At 49.0% G+C, this 14,657-nt stretch carries 11 protein-coding genes; 6 read left to right on the top strand and 5 right to left on the bottom strand.

Annotated features, from left to right (window positions below):
• Positions 1 to 17 precede the first annotated feature (17 nt).
• Positions 18 to 1,094, top strand: coding sequence for an IS110 family RNA-guided transposase (locus LDN30_RS04120; RefSeq protein ID WP_223926469.1), 1,077 nt, complete (start codon positions 18 to 20; stop codon positions 1,092 to 1,094).
• 745 nt (positions 1,095 to 1,839) lie between these two features.
• Here the strand turns inward: LDN30_RS04120 and LDN30_RS04125 are convergent.
• From LDN30_RS04125 to LDN30_RS04140, 4 genes are all read right to left on the bottom strand, one after another.
• Complete coding sequence (locus LDN30_RS04125) at positions 1,840 to 3,003, bottom strand: AI-2E family transporter (RefSeq protein WP_223925623.1); 1,164 nt, start codon at positions 3,001 to 3,003, stop codon at positions 1,840 to 1,842.
• Between the two features lie 22 nt (positions 3,004 to 3,025).
• Complete coding sequence (locus LDN30_RS04130) at positions 3,026 to 3,661, bottom strand: thymidine kinase (protein WP_223925624.1); 636 nt, start codon at positions 3,659 to 3,661, stop codon at positions 3,026 to 3,028.
• A gap of 1,164 nt (positions 3,662 to 4,825) precedes the next feature.
• Complete coding sequence (locus LDN30_RS04135; protein ID WP_223925628.1) at positions 4,826 to 5,224, bottom strand: DUF5053 domain-containing protein; 399 nt, start codon at positions 5,222 to 5,224, stop codon at positions 4,826 to 4,828.
• Between the two features lie 52 nt (positions 5,225 to 5,276).
• Positions 5,277 to 5,441, bottom strand: coding sequence for a hypothetical protein (locus LDN30_RS04140; protein ID WP_223925629.1), 165 nt, complete (start codon positions 5,439 to 5,441; stop codon positions 5,277 to 5,279).
• Positions 5,442 to 5,549: 108 nt separating this feature from the next.
• Here LDN30_RS04140 and LDN30_RS04145 point away from each other — a divergent pair, with 108 nt between their 5' ends.
• The 5 genes from LDN30_RS04145 (at position 5,550) to LDN30_RS04165 (ending at position 13,050) form a co-directional block, all read left to right on the top strand.
• Entirely contained in the window at positions 5,550 to 5,984 is a 435-nt protein-coding gene (locus LDN30_RS04145; RefSeq protein WP_223928776.1) for a hypothetical protein, read from the top strand.
• A gap of 45 nt (positions 5,985 to 6,029) precedes the next feature.
• Positions 6,030 to 6,707, top strand: a complete 678-nt coding sequence (gene rsmI, locus LDN30_RS04150) for a 16S rRNA (cytidine(1402)-2'-O)-methyltransferase (protein WP_223928777.1) — start codon at positions 6,030 to 6,032, stop codon at positions 6,705 to 6,707.
• 13 nt (positions 6,708 to 6,720) lie between these two features.
• The gene (locus tag LDN30_RS04155; RefSeq protein ID WP_223928778.1) at positions 6,721 to 7,632 is read left to right on the top strand and encodes a Cbp1 family collagen-binding glycoprotein adhesin; all 912 of its coding nucleotides are present in this window, start codon (positions 6,721 to 6,723) and stop codon (positions 7,630 to 7,632) included.
• A gap of 274 nt (positions 7,633 to 7,906) precedes the next feature.
• Positions 7,907 to 11,242 carry a SusC/RagA family TonB-linked outer membrane protein gene (locus LDN30_RS04160; RefSeq protein ID WP_223928779.1) on the top strand — a complete coding sequence of 1,112 codons (3,336 nt, stop codon included), beginning with the start codon at positions 7,907 to 7,909 and terminating at the stop codon, positions 11,240 to 11,242.
• A 35-nt stretch (positions 11,243 to 11,277) separates the two neighbouring features.
• Entirely contained in the window at positions 11,278 to 13,050 is a 1,773-nt protein-coding gene (locus tag LDN30_RS04165; RefSeq protein ID WP_223928780.1) for a RagB/SusD family nutrient uptake outer membrane protein, read from the top strand.
• Between the two features lie 143 nt (positions 13,051 to 13,193).
• On the opposite strand, the gene LDN30_RS04170 is transcribed toward LDN30_RS04165, so the two are convergent.
• Positions 13,194 to 14,375 carry an ISAs1 family transposase gene (locus LDN30_RS04170; RefSeq protein ID WP_306421494.1) on the bottom strand — a complete coding sequence of 394 codons (1,182 nt, stop codon included), beginning with the start codon at positions 14,373 to 14,375 and terminating at the stop codon, positions 13,194 to 13,196.
• Positions 14,376 to 14,657 lie beyond the last annotated feature (282 nt).

Genomic DNA, 14,657 nt, shown 5'->3' on the forward strand with positions numbered 1-14,657 from the left:
TAAAACGGTATCACCCTATGAAATTGCAAAGTAACAAAATTTCCTTCAAAGGACAAAACATTTACGTAGGAATTGACGTACATTTAAAGACTTGGTCGGTAACCATTTTGCTGAAAGACAGCAATTACAAGAAGACTTTCACGCAGCCGGCGAGTCCGAAGGCACTCTTCGAGCACTTGAAGAAAAATTACCCAGGAGGTATTTACCACGCTGTCTACGAGTCAGGATTCAGCGGTTACTCAAGCTGCTACGAGCTTCGTGATCTTGGCGTTGACTGCATCATAACTCACGCCGCCGATGTGCCGACATCGCAGAAGGAACGGCTGTCGAAGACGGACGCGGTGGATTCTGCCAAGCTCGCACGTTCGTTAAGCAATGGCGAATTGAAAGCCGTTTACCTTCCGCCTAAGGATAAGCTCGGAGACAGGGAACTGATGCGGACCAGACAGACGATAATGAAGGACATCTGCCGTGTCAAGTGCCGCATAAAACACCTGCTGTATACCAACGGCGTCTCATACCCGGAACCGTTCGCCGCTTATCGCTCCCACTGGACACGGGCCTTCATCAAATGGCTTAGGGAGGAAGTCACTCTTCTATCAGGCAAAAGGATTGCCCTTGATATGATGATTGAAGAGCTTGAGTACTATAGAAAGCTGCTTCTCCGGGCCAACAGGGAGATAAGGATCCTGACGAAGAGCGAGGCCTACGCCGAGGCCTACAACCGCCTTATAGCTATTCCCGGCATAGGGATGATAACGGCGATGACTATCCTTACGGAAGCCGTTACGCCAGACCGTTTTACGGGATTGAGGAGATTCATAAGCTATCTCGGACTCGTTCCTACCATGGATGATTCTGGCGAGAACGAGAATGCTGGCGAGATAACGCCCCGTGGAAACCAAAAGATAAGAAGAATGATCGTTGAAAGTACATGGACCACCATACGCTATGACCGGGAAATGGCCTCAGCTTTCGGCAAGTACTGTCAGCGCATGAAGAAGAACCAGGCCGTAATACGCGTAGCCAGAAAACTTGCCACCAGGTTATGGCACGTGTTCAAGTACGGCGAAGATTACAAGGAATGCCAATAGGTTACATCATAAAGGAAATCCTAGAAAACACTTTCGATATAAGCGACTGCTACCCGCCCCTTGGTGAGCTAATGACTGCACTTTTCTCGTAGTTTGTGGCGCTTTTCCTGTCATTAATTGAGCAGTAAACCGTGAACCCGAATGGGTATCACTGATAGAAGTTGGTTTGATGGGATTTTTTAATGAATCTTACGCCTGATGACAACCGTTCTTTGGGCGTTCTCTTGATAGGACAGAAGTCACTATCCAAGGCTTCGTGTCCCTATACGAAAGTACAACAAATGCTAAAATGCTGATAATCAGAGTTAAAGAAAAATAAATAAAAGTCAATTATTTGGTTTGCAACATAGAAGGGGCGGGGTTTATCCCCGTCCTCGCAGCATCGGATAAGAATTAAGGTAGCTACCCCGCAGCTGGTAGGATGGGGATAAACCCCACCGCTACGGTGGTAGAGTGCTGCAAACGTCTTAGAATCAGTAGCTTGAATAGAATATCACGTAGGGTAGGGGCTGTCATCAATCCACGGGTTTGTGTTAATGATTTCTTTGCAGGGGCGGCCTTTATGACCGTACGATCGGTCGTAAGACCGAATCCTTGATTTCTTAGATGGCAGCAAGTCATGCTACCCGCTCCTGCGAACGACCATCATTTATTCGTGGGCTCGGTTACGTTGGTTTTGGTCTAAATTCATGATGGCTTTGTTGCTTGTCCTTCGGTTGCGGCCCCCCCTTGATAGCCAGTGTTGTCAGGATTTACCCTTTCCCGCCACTGTTGCGGGTTCCTCCTTTTCCTCTTTCGTCACGTAACGTTTCCAGTAGGCAATGATGATTGTTGTCAGCGGGAGGGCGATGATGAGTCCGATGAATCCGAGCAAGGCTCCCCATACCGACAGCGACAGGAGGAGAATGGCGGGGTTAAGTCCCATGGCCTTTCCCATGACCTTCGGTGTGACTACCATGTCGATGATTATCTGCACGACGATAAACACCAATACTGCCGAACCGAGGATTATCCAGAAGTTCTGTCCGGTATCAGCGGCCTTCAGAGCGGCGAGGAATGCCGTCGGGATGAGGGCGAAGGTGTGGAGATATGGCACCATGTCGAGGATGCCGATGAGGATGCCGAGGCCGATAGCCATGGGGAATCCGATTATCGTGAACCCTATGCAGAAGAGCACTGCCATGATGAAGGCCACTGTGCCCTGACCGCGTATGTAGCTGTTCAGTGCCTTTTCGACATCCCCTGCGAGCTCATGCCAGAACGGACGGTTCTTCTTCGGGAAGATGCGAATCCAGTTGTCGGTGAGATACTCGTAGTCCATAAGGATGAAGAACATGTATAATAATGTGATGCAGGAGGCTATGATGGAGAGGACGATGCTCGCTGTCTGGCCGAGAACGGAGAACACCTTCGGCATCGCGGTCTTCAGCGCGTTGGTGAAGTCGGGGCTCTTCAGGAAGTGCTCTATCTGCCATTGGTTGGCCAGAGCCCAGTCCTTTATCATCCGGGTGATATTGTTTGTATGGGTGGTCTCGTGAAGATAGCGCGTGAGGACAACGGTGAAACGGTCGAACTGCTCAATCATCGGTGGAATGATAAGGTAGACTATGCCGCTGATGATGGCTAAAACGAAGATGAGCGTGACGATTATCGACAGCGGCCGCGACGGCACATGGAGGCGGTACTGCACGAATTTCACTACGGGATAGAGAAGATAGGCGAAGAGCCACGCAATGAAAAACGGCAGCAGAACACTGCTGAGGTAGTTGATGACAAGGAAAACGGCGGCGATGCCTAATGCCGTCAGTGCCCAGCGGATGAAACGGTCGAAGGTTATGGGCGTCGGCCCACTGTTGGAACCGCTCGCTGCGCGGGGGGCGATGGTAGTTTTCTTGTTGTTGTCTTCCATATTCTTATCCTTTCCTTGATGATTATTTGGCGGCTGAAGGTGCGGCGGTGACCGCAGCAGAGGTATCGTTGGCCTTCTCGGCGGCAACGGCCTTGTTGTAGCATTCCCGGCACAGCGGCTCATACTCCTGTTTCTCACCGAGGAGCACCCGCTTGTCGTTGTGGACGAGTCGGTGGCTGATATATGCCAGGGATCCGCAGCGCACGCAGATGGCGTGGACCTTCGTCACCTCGTCGGCGATGGCGAGCAGATAGGGTATGGGTCCGAAGGGCTTGCCGAGATAGTCCATGTCGAGACCGGCGACGATGACGCGCACACCGCGGTTGGCGAGCTCGTTGCATACGTCGGCAAGGCCATTGTCGAAAAACTGTGCCTCGTCGATGCCCACAACGTCGATATCGCCGCTGAGAAGGAGTATCTCGGCCGAGGAATCGACAGGTGTCGACGGTATCACATTATGGTCGTGGCTGACAACATCGTCCTTGCTGTAGCGCGTGTCGACCAAAGGCTTGTAAATCTCCACCCGCTGCCGCGCAAACTCGGCACGCTTCATACGGCGGATGAGTTCCTCCGTCTTGCCGGAGAACATACTTCCACAAATAACCTCTATACGTCCGCGTCCGCGGCGCTCACCATGTATGCTTTCTTCTTTTTTCATACGGAAACTGCTTTCTTTCAGAGCGATGGATTAACTCATAATGTTGTGGGCCAGGGCAACAGCCTCGGCTGTATGGTTCCCTCTTGATTCTTACGGTGGTGCCTGTAGGAATACACATTATTATATTATACTCCTATTGGCGTGCAATCTCATCGTCCGTCGTAGCCGTTATTATTACATTAATTATTGATGTCCTTTCTTGTTACATTCTTATTTAATTGCAAAAATATAGCTTTTTATTAAGAATCTCCCATTATTCCGGTAAAATTTCTTCTTCACGGCCTAATTATTCAGTTCGTGGCGAGGCTGTCGGCCTGCGTAGCGACACCAAACGATGAATCTATTGCAAGCAGCGAATGTGGTTATGGGCACAATATGGATGGCGTAAAGCGATACAGAATACTTACAACAGAATGTAAAAGTAATTCATAATGTATCGCGTTTTGTCTTGGCTTTGTAAAGCATTGATTTTCAATAGATTACCAATATATATCATTTGGCGTTGCGAAACGGTCCGTTTTAGGACGCGAAACGGACCATTTGGCAAACTGAAATGGACCGTTTGGCAAGCCCAAATGGTATGTTTTGGAATGGTGTAAATATATTTCAATATTGTATCATCGTTGCGCCGGTCTTTTCGAGGCATAATGGTCTCTCGCAGATTCCGAGGTTTAGGCATGTGTTATTGTGGCATTATAGCGGCACAGTTCGGTTGCAGGGTGCGGCCCTTGTGGCCGTCTGAAAACAACGAGTCGGTCGTCAGACCGAATCTTTTTTTGGGTTTGACTGGCATGTATATCGGCTAACGGGTGCAAGTCCCGAGCAGACCTTAGTAGTGGGAACTGTCCAGCCAGAGAGACAAGGGTGTCCATCGCGAGATGGAATCTGAAAGAAGTCAGCGGCAAACATCTGCCCCTCACCGATAATGCACACAACAGCGTCAAATATGGCCTGCGAAAAGCGGGATATATCTGTCTTCCTGACGAATATGCCAAATGGTTACCCAAAAGAGGAACCGCACGTACGGTGGTGTGAGAGGCGGTAAACACGAAAGTAGGAGATAAGCACCTATGATTAGTGTTTACCTCCTACTCGATTATTGAATGGAAAAGCCCCGGCACGGCTCAGTGCCGAGGCTTGGTGTGATTAAGAAACCATTATCGATCAAGCATAATGGAATGAGCCAATCTGTTTAGCGATGTCTTGGCAGGCATCGTTGAAAATCTTCTTCTGTTCCTCGTTCAGAGTGTAAACCTTACCGCGTACACGATAGCCGTTGATACGCTGATGCAGCCATGCAGCACTCTTGCCAAAGTAGTGGCGGGCAATGTAGGAGATGGGCAGCAGCTCGTACTTCTCGCCTAACTGCTGGCGGATAGTATTAACCATCTTATCGGTCTCATGCAGGTGACGCATGACAAGTTCTTCAGCTGCTTTCCTTGCGTCCTCACCACCATTGTCCTTGAGCCATTCAACTATCTCAGCGCGCTGTTTGGTGCTTGCCTCGTCGTCCTTGCCTAACAGTGCCTCGAACTCTTTAAGTTTTGTCTGATACTCTTCCATAGTTTTATCCTTTTTTGAAGCCCCTCCTCCTATGTGTCGGAGGGTTCGGTTGTTACTTGCGTTTCTTTACTTCTTTGTAGAGCTTAGAGAGGTCGTCAAGTCTCATGTCTATCTGTCTCTCGATGTGCTCTGACTTTAGCAGTTCTTTGAGCTCTAACAGCTGCTTAATCTCTTTTTTCTTGCGAGCAATGAGTCGCTCAATTTCTTCTTTGTCCATTGCTTTGATTTTAATGTTAATAATGTTGTTCCTTAATCACACTACAAAGGTACATAATTAATTTTATATGTGCAAGTATTTGGACAACTGTTTTATATAAAAGTTTATATGTACGACGCTGAACCGATGATGCTCATCCGCCCGGCGCATACCGCGGGTGGGCAATTGCCACACCCCTTGCAGCGACAAAAGGCCAATTGCCTACGTTGCGGAAATAAAAGGTCTTTACATATACCGCTGCATCAAAGGGAGGCAATTGCCAAGGCTGTTTGGGGTGGGGATATTTTCCGTGGAATCATAGTGAGAGGAAATATAAATCTTTATGCTGCCATTATCGCTTTTGCATTTTCAAACGGAAAAGAGAAGCTGACCATGACTATTTTCCTTGAGTTATGGACCTATCTAACCAATTATGAACATATCGGTCCACGGGAAATATCGAGTGCGCCGGTGTATGCATTTTTGTCCTTTCCGTATGAAAGATTTCATATTATTTCCCTTTGTTTACGGTCTTTCCGTAGCAAAAACGTCAAAAAAACCTAATAAGTTTTGTAGTTACATATCTTTCGACTATCTTTGTGCACTGATATGGGTATATTATATCTTGTTCCGACCCCGGTGGGCAACATGGAGGATATGACTCTGCGTGCCATCCGGATTCTTCGCGAAGCCGACCTCGTGCTCTGCGAGGATACCCGCACGTCGGGTATCCTTCTGAAGCATTTCGACATTCACAACCATCTGATGTCGCACCACAAGTTCAACGAACATGGCACGTCGGCGGGTATCGTCGAGAGGTTAAAGGGTGGCGAGAATGTTGCCCTTATCAGCGACGCAGGCACTCCCGGCATCAGCGATCCGGGGTTCTTTCTGGCCCGTGAGGCTATCGCTGCCGGTGTGACGGTGCAGACTCTTCCCGGTGCCACCGCTTTCGTGCCGGCATTGGTGTCGAGCGGACTGCCTTGCGACAGGTTCTGCTTCGAGGGCTTCCTCCCGCAGAAGAAAGGCCGGATGTCGAGGCTCGAGGCCTTGAAGGACGAGCAGCGCACGATGATTTTCTACGAGTCGCCCTACAGAGTCGTGAAACTCCTTGAACAGATGAAGGACGTCTTCGGTCCCGACCGGCGCGTAAGCTGCTGCCGGGAGATCTCGAAAGTGCACGAGGAGAGCGTCCGTGGTACCATTAGTGAAGTTATTACCCACTTTCAGGCCACACCGCCACGGGGAGAGTTCGTTGTGGTCGTTGCCGGATTGGAAAACAAATAAAAAACTGATAAATATGAAAAAAGTAGTTCTTTTAGCAGTCTGCGCCGTGATGACACTCGCCGGCTGTAACTCAGGACAGAAGAAGATGAATCCCGCTGACATACAGAACGACTCGCTCCGTTCTGTCATCGAGGCGCGTGATAATGAGATTAACGATATGATGGGTACGCTCAACGATATCCAGCAGGGTTTCGATGAGATTAACGCCGCCGAGAACCGTGTCTCCATCGCCAAGAACAGTGAGGGTACCGATAAGGCCACCGTCATCAAGCAGCAGGTGCAGTTCATTGCCCAGCGCATGAAGGAGAACCGCGAGCTCATAGCCAAACTTCAGGAGCAGCTCCGCGAGACGGGCTTTAAGGGTGACCAGATGCGCAAGACCATCGAGAACCTTCAGGCTCAGCTCATCCAGAAGGACAACGACCTTAAGAAGCTCCGTGCTGAACTTCAGGCTAAGAACATCCATATTGCTGAGCTCGACGAGACCATCAACGGGCTTAACAGCGATGTGGCAAGTCTGAATACAAGCGTCAAGAACCTCAGCACCGATAAGGAAAAGCTCACTAACGAGAAACAGCAGCTGCAGACCGACAACACTCAGAAGGCCCAGACCATCAGCCAGCAGGACAAGCAACTTAACACGGCATGGTATGTCTTCGGTACTAAGAAGGAGCTCAAGCAGAACAATATCCTCAATGGCGGAAAGGTGCTCCGCGAGGGATTCAACCGCAACTACTTCACAAAGATTGACATTCGCGTCGACAAGGAGATTAAGCTCTACTCGAAGAGCGCAAAAATTCTTACAGCGCATCCGTCGGGAAGCTACACCCTCAGCAAGGATACCAACGGACAGTATGTCCTGCGCATCAGCGATCCTGACAGCTTCTGGAGCACAAGCAAGTACCTCGTCGTACAGGTGAAATAATCCTTCGCCTATACATTATTATATATAGCACCAAAAGTGGCGGCGTGATTTTATCCCGGGATAAAATCACGCCGTTTTCTGTTCCTTTCATGCCATGATTGCACACATCGTATGGAAAATGTCTTTTTCGTCCACATAAAAATAACTTTTTTATTCAATCGCAATAAATTTTTAGTTAAATTGTTGTCGATTGAATAAAAAAGTTGTAATTTTGCAGTCTGTATTGAGATTCTTATCGAAAGTAATTTAATAAATATAATAACATTTGAGGTCTATGGTAAAACGACTAAGCATGGTCTTGACCTGCCTGTTCTTGTTTATGGGGCTCGCTATGGCTCAGACCACCATCTCCGGAACCGTAATTTCGTCAGAGGATAACCAGCCTATTATCGGTGCTTCTGTTATCATCGACGGAACCAGCACGGGTTCTGTAACTGACATTGACGGTCATTTTGAATTCACATCTCCAAAACCCAGTCCGTCGATAACAGTAAGTTACATCGGCATGAAATCGCAGAAATTAAAGGGTGGCGCGAATATGAAGATCACCCTCTCGCCTGATGACCAGTCGCATCAGCTCGGTGAGGTTGTCGTTACGGGTATCCAGAAGATGGATAAGCGACTCTTCACAGGAGCAACCACGAAGATCGATGCCAACAAGGCCCGTCTCGATGGTGTCGCCGATGTGTCACGTTCGCTCGAAGGACGTGTGGCTGGTGTGAGCGTCGAGAATGTCTCGTCGACATTCGGTACAGCTCCAAAAATCCGCGTCCGCGGTGCTACTTCTATTTATGGATCTTCAAGCCCGCTGTGGGTCGTCGACGGTGTCATCCTTGAGGATGCCGTCAACGTCAGTGCCGATGACCTCTCATCGGGTGATGCTACTACGCTGATTTCCAATGCTATCGCCGGACTTAACGCCGATGATATCGAGAGCTTCCAGGTCCTGAAAGATGGTTCTGCTACATCTATATATGGTGCACGCGCCATGGCCGGTGTCGTCGTCGTCACAACAAAGCGCGGTCGTGCCGGACACAGCTCAATCAACTATACCGGTGAGTTCACTTACCGTATGAAGCCAAGCTATAACAACTACAACATCTCCAACTCGCAGGAGCAGATGGGTATCTACAAAGAGATGGCCGCTAAGGGATGGCTTGAGATGGCAAGCTTGGTAAATAGCTCTACATCAGGTCTTTATGGTCAGATGTACAAACTCATTGATACATACAACAAGTCGAATGGACAGTTCGGACTGCCTTATACGCAGTCGGCTATGAACTCATACCTCCAGCAGGCTGAGTTCCGTAATACCGACTGGTTCGACCTCCTCTTTAATAATAATGTTATGCAGAACCACTCGGTGAGCGTTTCTACCGGTACCGACAAGGCCAATATGTACGCATCGCTGTCTGCTCTCAACGACCCGGGATGGTATAAGGACTCTAAGGTCGAGCGCTACACTGCTAACATCACCGCTGGTTACAAACTCAGTAAGTGGCTGAATATCACCTTGCGCGCTAACGCCAGCCACCGTGACCAGAACGCTCCGGGTACTCTGAACCAGAATGTCGACCCGGTATCGGGAACGGTAAGCCGTGACTTCGATATCAACCCGTTCAGCTACTCTCTGAATACATCGCGTACGCTCGATCCGAACGCAATGTACACTCGTAACTACGCTCCGTTCAACATCTTCGACGAGCTCAACAACAACTATATCAAGGTTCAGACCAACGATATGAAGTTCCAGGGCGACCTGTCGTGGAAACCTATCGAAGGCGTGGAGGTTTACCTCCTCGGTTCATACCGTACTTATAAGGCTACACGTGAGCACGTTGTGCTGAACAACTCTAACCAGGCTGAGGCTTATCGCGCCGGTGTCGACAACCCAAGCGTGATGTACAACAACTCGTTCCTCTACACCGATCCTGATGTGCCTAACTCTCTGCCAATATCGGTGATGCCGGTTGGCGGTATCAACGTGATGAACGAAAACTCGGTTAAGCAGCTCGACTTCCGTGGAACTGTTTCGTACAACCATATTTGGAACGATACTCACATCTTCAATGCCATGGTAGGTATGGAGGCTAACCGTGCCGACTACGATGCACGTATGAACTCTGTGTACGGTGTCGACTATAACAACGGACGTCTTCAGACCATCACTCCTAAGTTCTATAAGCAGGCTCAGGAGGAAGGAACAACTCTGAACAGCTTCTCTTACAGCTGGACCCGCCGTCTGGCTTACTTCGCTACGGCATCTTATTCTTACAAAGGCCGTTACACCGTTAACCTCACCGGCCGTTACGATGGTAACAACAACATGGGCCACAACCGCTCATCTCGTTGGCTGCCAACAGGTAACGTATCTGCATCGTGGAACGCACACGAGGAGGAATGGTTCAAGAAGTGGTCGGCTGAGCACCATAACTGGCTGTCGCACGCTACACTCCGTATGAGCTACTCGCTCACCGGTGACCAGGTGGCTGCCTCTAACGCAAGCCCAATCTTCAGCTCTACTCTTATCTGGCGCCCGCAGGGAGCACAGCAGGAGACGGGTATCGGTCTCTCTAAGCTCGGTAACTCGGAGCTTACTTACGAGAAAAAGAAGGAGTTCAACCTCGGTTTCGACCTCGGATTCCTCTCAAACCGCATCAATCTCGTTACCGATATCTACTGGCGTAACAACTACGACCTGATGGGTTACATCAATACCACTGGTGCCGGAGGTGAGATTCGCAAGTACGCTAACGACGCAAAGATGAAGTCTAACGGTGTTGAGTTCACCCTTTCTACGCACAATATCATGGCCAAGGACTGGGATTGGAACACCGACCTGACATTCTCTTACGCTCACACAAAGATCACAAGCCTCCTCTCGCAGGCTAACGTCATCAACCTCGTGTACAACTCTGGATCGAACATCCGCGTGGGTTATCCTCACCGCTCTTTGTTCTCAATTCCTTTTGTAGGCCTTAACGACGAGGGCATTCCGCAGTTTATCAACGAGAAAGGTGAGCTGACAACAACTGATATCAACTTCCAGGAGTATGAGAAACTTGGCTTCCTCAAGTATGAGGGCAGTGCCGAGCCAGTCTACACCGGTGGTCTGAACAATACTCTGCGTTGGAAGAACTGGCGTTTGAACGTGTTCATCACCTACAGCTTCGGCAACAAGCTCCGCCTCGACCCTGTGTTCTCGGCAAGCTACTCCGATATGACCGCAATGCCTAAGGAGTTCAAGAACCGTTGGGTGATGCCGGGTGATGAGAATATCACTACCATTCCGGCCATCGCTTCTGTACGCCAGTACTACAACGACCGTACGCTCGGCTATGCATACAGCGCTTACAACTACTCTTCAGCACGTATCGCCGACGGTGGATTCATCCGTATGAAGGATATTTCGCTGACCTACGACTTCAATAAGTCGTTTGTCAACAAGCTGCGCCTCTCGAACCTCTCGCTGAAGCTCGATGCCACCAACTTGTTCCTTATCTACGCTGATGACAAGCTCAATGGCCAGGATCCGGAGTTCGTAAACGCCGGTGGTGTGTCGTCACCGCTGTCTAAGCAGTTCACGTTCACTCTCCGTCTCGGTCTCTAATCAGAATTTAAGTAATATTATAAAGTTTGACAATAATGAAAATAACACATTATATATGTCTTTCTGCGGTCGCAATGCTGGGACTGTCGTCATGTTCCGACAGCTTCCTCGACCACAATCCCGATGAGCGTGTCGAGATTGACAACCCTACAAAGGTTGTCCAGCTCCTCAATTCGGCTTATCCCGACTGCAACCCGTCATGGCTCGGTGAGATTTACAGCGATAATCTCATCGACAACCAGGCACCGCATCTGCCGTCAAATCCTAACGATAAGCAGATTTTAGCTCATTATAACTACGCTCAGTATTCTCTTGAGGACAACCAGTCGTGGAAGTTTGAGCCCGCTACGCAGGCTACTTTTTCGAGCTACGACTCTCCGGGTATGCTCTGGGGCAGCTATTATAACTCCATCGCCTACTGTAACTTCGCCCTCGACGCTATCCAAAAGTTGACAGCTAAGCATTCTACCTCGGAGCAGTTGCGTGCTGCCCGTGGTGAGGCTGAGCTTCTTCGTGCTTACGACCACTTCATGCTTGTGAACTATTTCTCTACAGCATATCGTGGCGAGGCTTCGAAGAACGATATCGGTGTGCCTTATGTTACTGAGACTGAGAATGTTGTCAACAAGCAGTACGACCGCAGTAACGTCTACGATACTTACGCAAAGATTGAGAAGGACCTCGTTGCAGGACTCGCTGACATCTCGGATCTGAACTACACTGTAGCTCCTAAGTATCACTTCAACGTCAATGCCGCGCATGCTTTTGCAGCCCGTTTCTATCTCTTCAAGCATGACTATGAGAAAGTTATCGAGCATGCCAATGCTGTTCTCGGTACCGACAGCGCTTCTGTTCAGCGCATGACGATGGATTATTCTGTCTTTGCCAACTGTTCTTCAGCTGATGACTACTGCACACAATGGCAAAACCCATCGCTGAACAACAATCTCATGCTTATTCCTACTGGTTCGCTGCTCACACGTCGCGCCTTCGGTTATCGTTACTCTTGTGCCGGTGAGGCTGCGCGTCAGGTTTACATGATGCACTCCGACCTGCCTCTTAAGAGCGGCTATATTGCTCCTGTTCAGGCCATTGTAGGTGGTATGGTATTCTCAAGAAGTAGCAGTGACTACGGTTTCTTCTCTTCAAAGATTTACGAGAAATTCCAGTACACTAATAAAATTGCCGGCATTGGCTATCCGAAAGTCATTTATCGCGCCTTCACCGGTTCTGAGCTCCTTCTCGAGCGTGCCGAGGCTGAGATCATGCTTGGCCGCTACGATGCCGCTGCCAACGACCTCATGGCTTATTGGAATGACGGTCTGAACAGCTTCACAGCAGCCGATAAGGCCGCTTATATCGCTACCGGCCACGGCCGTTACCTCACTAAGGCTATTATTCTCAGCTATTATGGTGGAAAGAGTACTGACAATACAGCTATCCTCAAGGACTGGTCTTGCGCTCAGGCTATGGGTATTAACATCCCCGCAGCAGCTGTGCCTTATATGAACTGTCTTAACGATTTTCGTCGTTTCGAGAATATGTTCGAGGGTATGCGCCTTCTCGACATCAAGCGCTGGGGACTCTCTGTAACCCATAAGGTTGGCGTCAACGCTGATGTAATCAAGGTTGATGCTCTGTCACCGAAACTCAATATCGAGGTGCCATGGGAGAGCCTGCAGTCTGGAATGCAGTCGAACCGCGATTCCAACGGTGTCGTCGTCAACGGGGCTGTGGGCGAGGAGCGTCAGAAGATGGCTCCTATAACCACCCATCTCATACGGTTCTTTCATTTAAATTTAGACTGACATGGCATGATTGTTGCTCAGTCTCCGCTTTACCGCAGAAATGCTATTTGTAGTAAAGGTCTGATGACCAATGGATAAAGTATCCCCTACCCAAGCTGGATGTAGCTTAGGGCTTATTATATATCCCTCAAAATTAACGACCTCTACAGACTGAGAAGAGAAATAGCATAGGCCAAGCTGTTCTTGGCGTAAGATGCAATGGCTGAGAACTTGACTTTAAAGAGTTCTTTCCTCTTTCTGATGGTCTCTGGCAGGTGCTTTTTGGAGGCTATGGTGTAGATGATATAAACAAGCTTCTGGATCGAGTCCAAGTTTCTGGCCGACTTTGTTTCTTTTCTCTTTGTGCGGTCCTGGCGCATTCTTGCATCCAGCGTCCAATGGAGATTGTTCTCGATTCCCCAGTGCATGCGGCTGATTCGATCCAAAGTCTGTGCCCTTTCTTCCAAACTGGTTATATAGTACCTCGTCTGTTTTTGTTCCGTTCCGCTTTTCTTTTCAATCGTATGCGTGTCTATGGCAATCACAGCCTTGACATTGAGGAATTTTTCAAGCGCCTTGATACCGGATATGTCTGAATATACACGGCATCGGCGTTGGTACAGCCTCCCGTGGGCAAGTTCCCACTCCGTCTTCCATTCGTCGTTAGGATGCAGCGTAGGCACAGCGTCCTCTACCGACCATCTTGCTGCTTTCTGGTTGGCTTTCAGCGCAATAAGATAGTCAGCTCCCTTCCCGACGATGCCTTTGATGATAGAACTTTGGCACGACATGGCATCCGCAGTTATAACGCATCCATTCATGTAGTCAGCCCGCTCTATGATTTTGGGCACAGCCTTTATCTCATTGCTTTTCACCTCACACATTTCAGTGTCAAGCGGCAACCGGTCGGTCACGCTGAAAGCAGTCACAACATCAGGAGAGCGTCCGTCGCCAATTTTCGTACCCAGCATGAACTTGCCGTCAATTGCAATGTGCCGTCTGTTTGCTCCATCATGCTCCGACACGTATTTTCGTGATAATGTCGAAACCAAAGAGGCCAAAGTAATGTCGTCGATTCCACCTTCCATCCTGCAAAGTGTGGGCTCGGACGGACATCCCTTAGCAAGAATGCCGAGGTGGTCTTGCAAGTAGCTCAAATGGATCGTTCCAAAGGCCACAATGTCCTTGCGAGTCTCGCAGCCGCATGCCCTGGCCAAAATAACCAGCAGAAGCATGTCGGACAACTTGTGTTTACAGTTGCCTTTGTTCATCCTACGATAATCTGGTACTGAGTGGATAAAATTTAACAAATCTCGGCTCAGCAAATGCGGTTTTTCAACCGCCAAACTCTTAATCCCTTATAGGGAAGAAAAAGTTGCATCCGAGATGATAAAAGTGCGTAATTGTTTGGTTATTAGCTAATTATTTTGTATCTTTGCAGTGTAAAAAGAAGAGGGGGCACAAAGTGCACTAATCGCACAAATACCATAAACCCCCTCTTCAAAAATAAAAATATATGACAAAAGGTATTAAGAGCCTGGCGGTTGAGAAACCGCCTTCGGGCGTTTGTGCCTATCGTCACATTCATTTAAACGGATTACATTGTGACATATTGTCTTCTATGTCGG

It is taken from the genome of Prevotella lacticifex (assembly GCF_019973375.1).
Classification (GTDB): Bacteria; Bacteroidota; Bacteroidia; order Bacteroidales; family Bacteroidaceae; genus Prevotella; species Prevotella lacticifex.

Bases quoted from the DNA above. Each gene is read 5' to 3' on its own strand.
- LDN30_RS04155 (WP_223928778.1), top strand. From the start codon at position 6,721: ATGAAAAAAGTAGTTCTTTTAGCAGTCTGCGCCGTGATGACACTCGCC.
- LDN30_RS04125 (WP_223925623.1), bottom strand. From the start codon at position 3,003: ATGGAAGACAACAACAAGAAAACTACCATCGCCCCCCGCGCAGCGAGC.
- LDN30_RS04120 (WP_223926469.1), top strand. From the start codon at position 18: ATGAAATTGCAAAGTAACAAAATTTCCTTCAAAGGACAAAACATTTAC.
- LDN30_RS04145 (WP_223928776.1), top strand. From the start codon at position 5,550: ATGTACGACGCTGAACCGATGATGCTCATCCGCCCGGCGCATACCGCG.
- rsmI (WP_223928777.1), top strand. From the start codon at position 6,030: ATGGGTATATTATATCTTGTTCCGACCCCGGTGGGCAACATGGAGGAT.
- LDN30_RS04130 (WP_223925624.1), bottom strand. From the start codon at position 3,661: ATGAAAAAAGAAGAAAGCATACATGGTGAGCGCCGCGGACGCGGACGT.
- LDN30_RS04165 (WP_223928780.1), top strand. From the start codon at position 11,278: ATGAAAATAACACATTATATATGTCTTTCTGCGGTCGCAATGCTGGGA.
- LDN30_RS04160 (WP_223928779.1), top strand. From the start codon at position 7,907: ATGGTAAAACGACTAAGCATGGTCTTGACCTGCCTGTTCTTGTTTATG.
- LDN30_RS04135 (WP_223925628.1), bottom strand. From the start codon at position 5,224: ATGGAAGAGTATCAGACAAAACTTAAAGAGTTCGAGGCACTGTTAGGC.
- LDN30_RS04140 (WP_223925629.1), bottom strand. From the start codon at position 5,441: ATGGACAAAGAAGAAATTGAGCGACTCATTGCTCGCAAGAAAAAAGAG.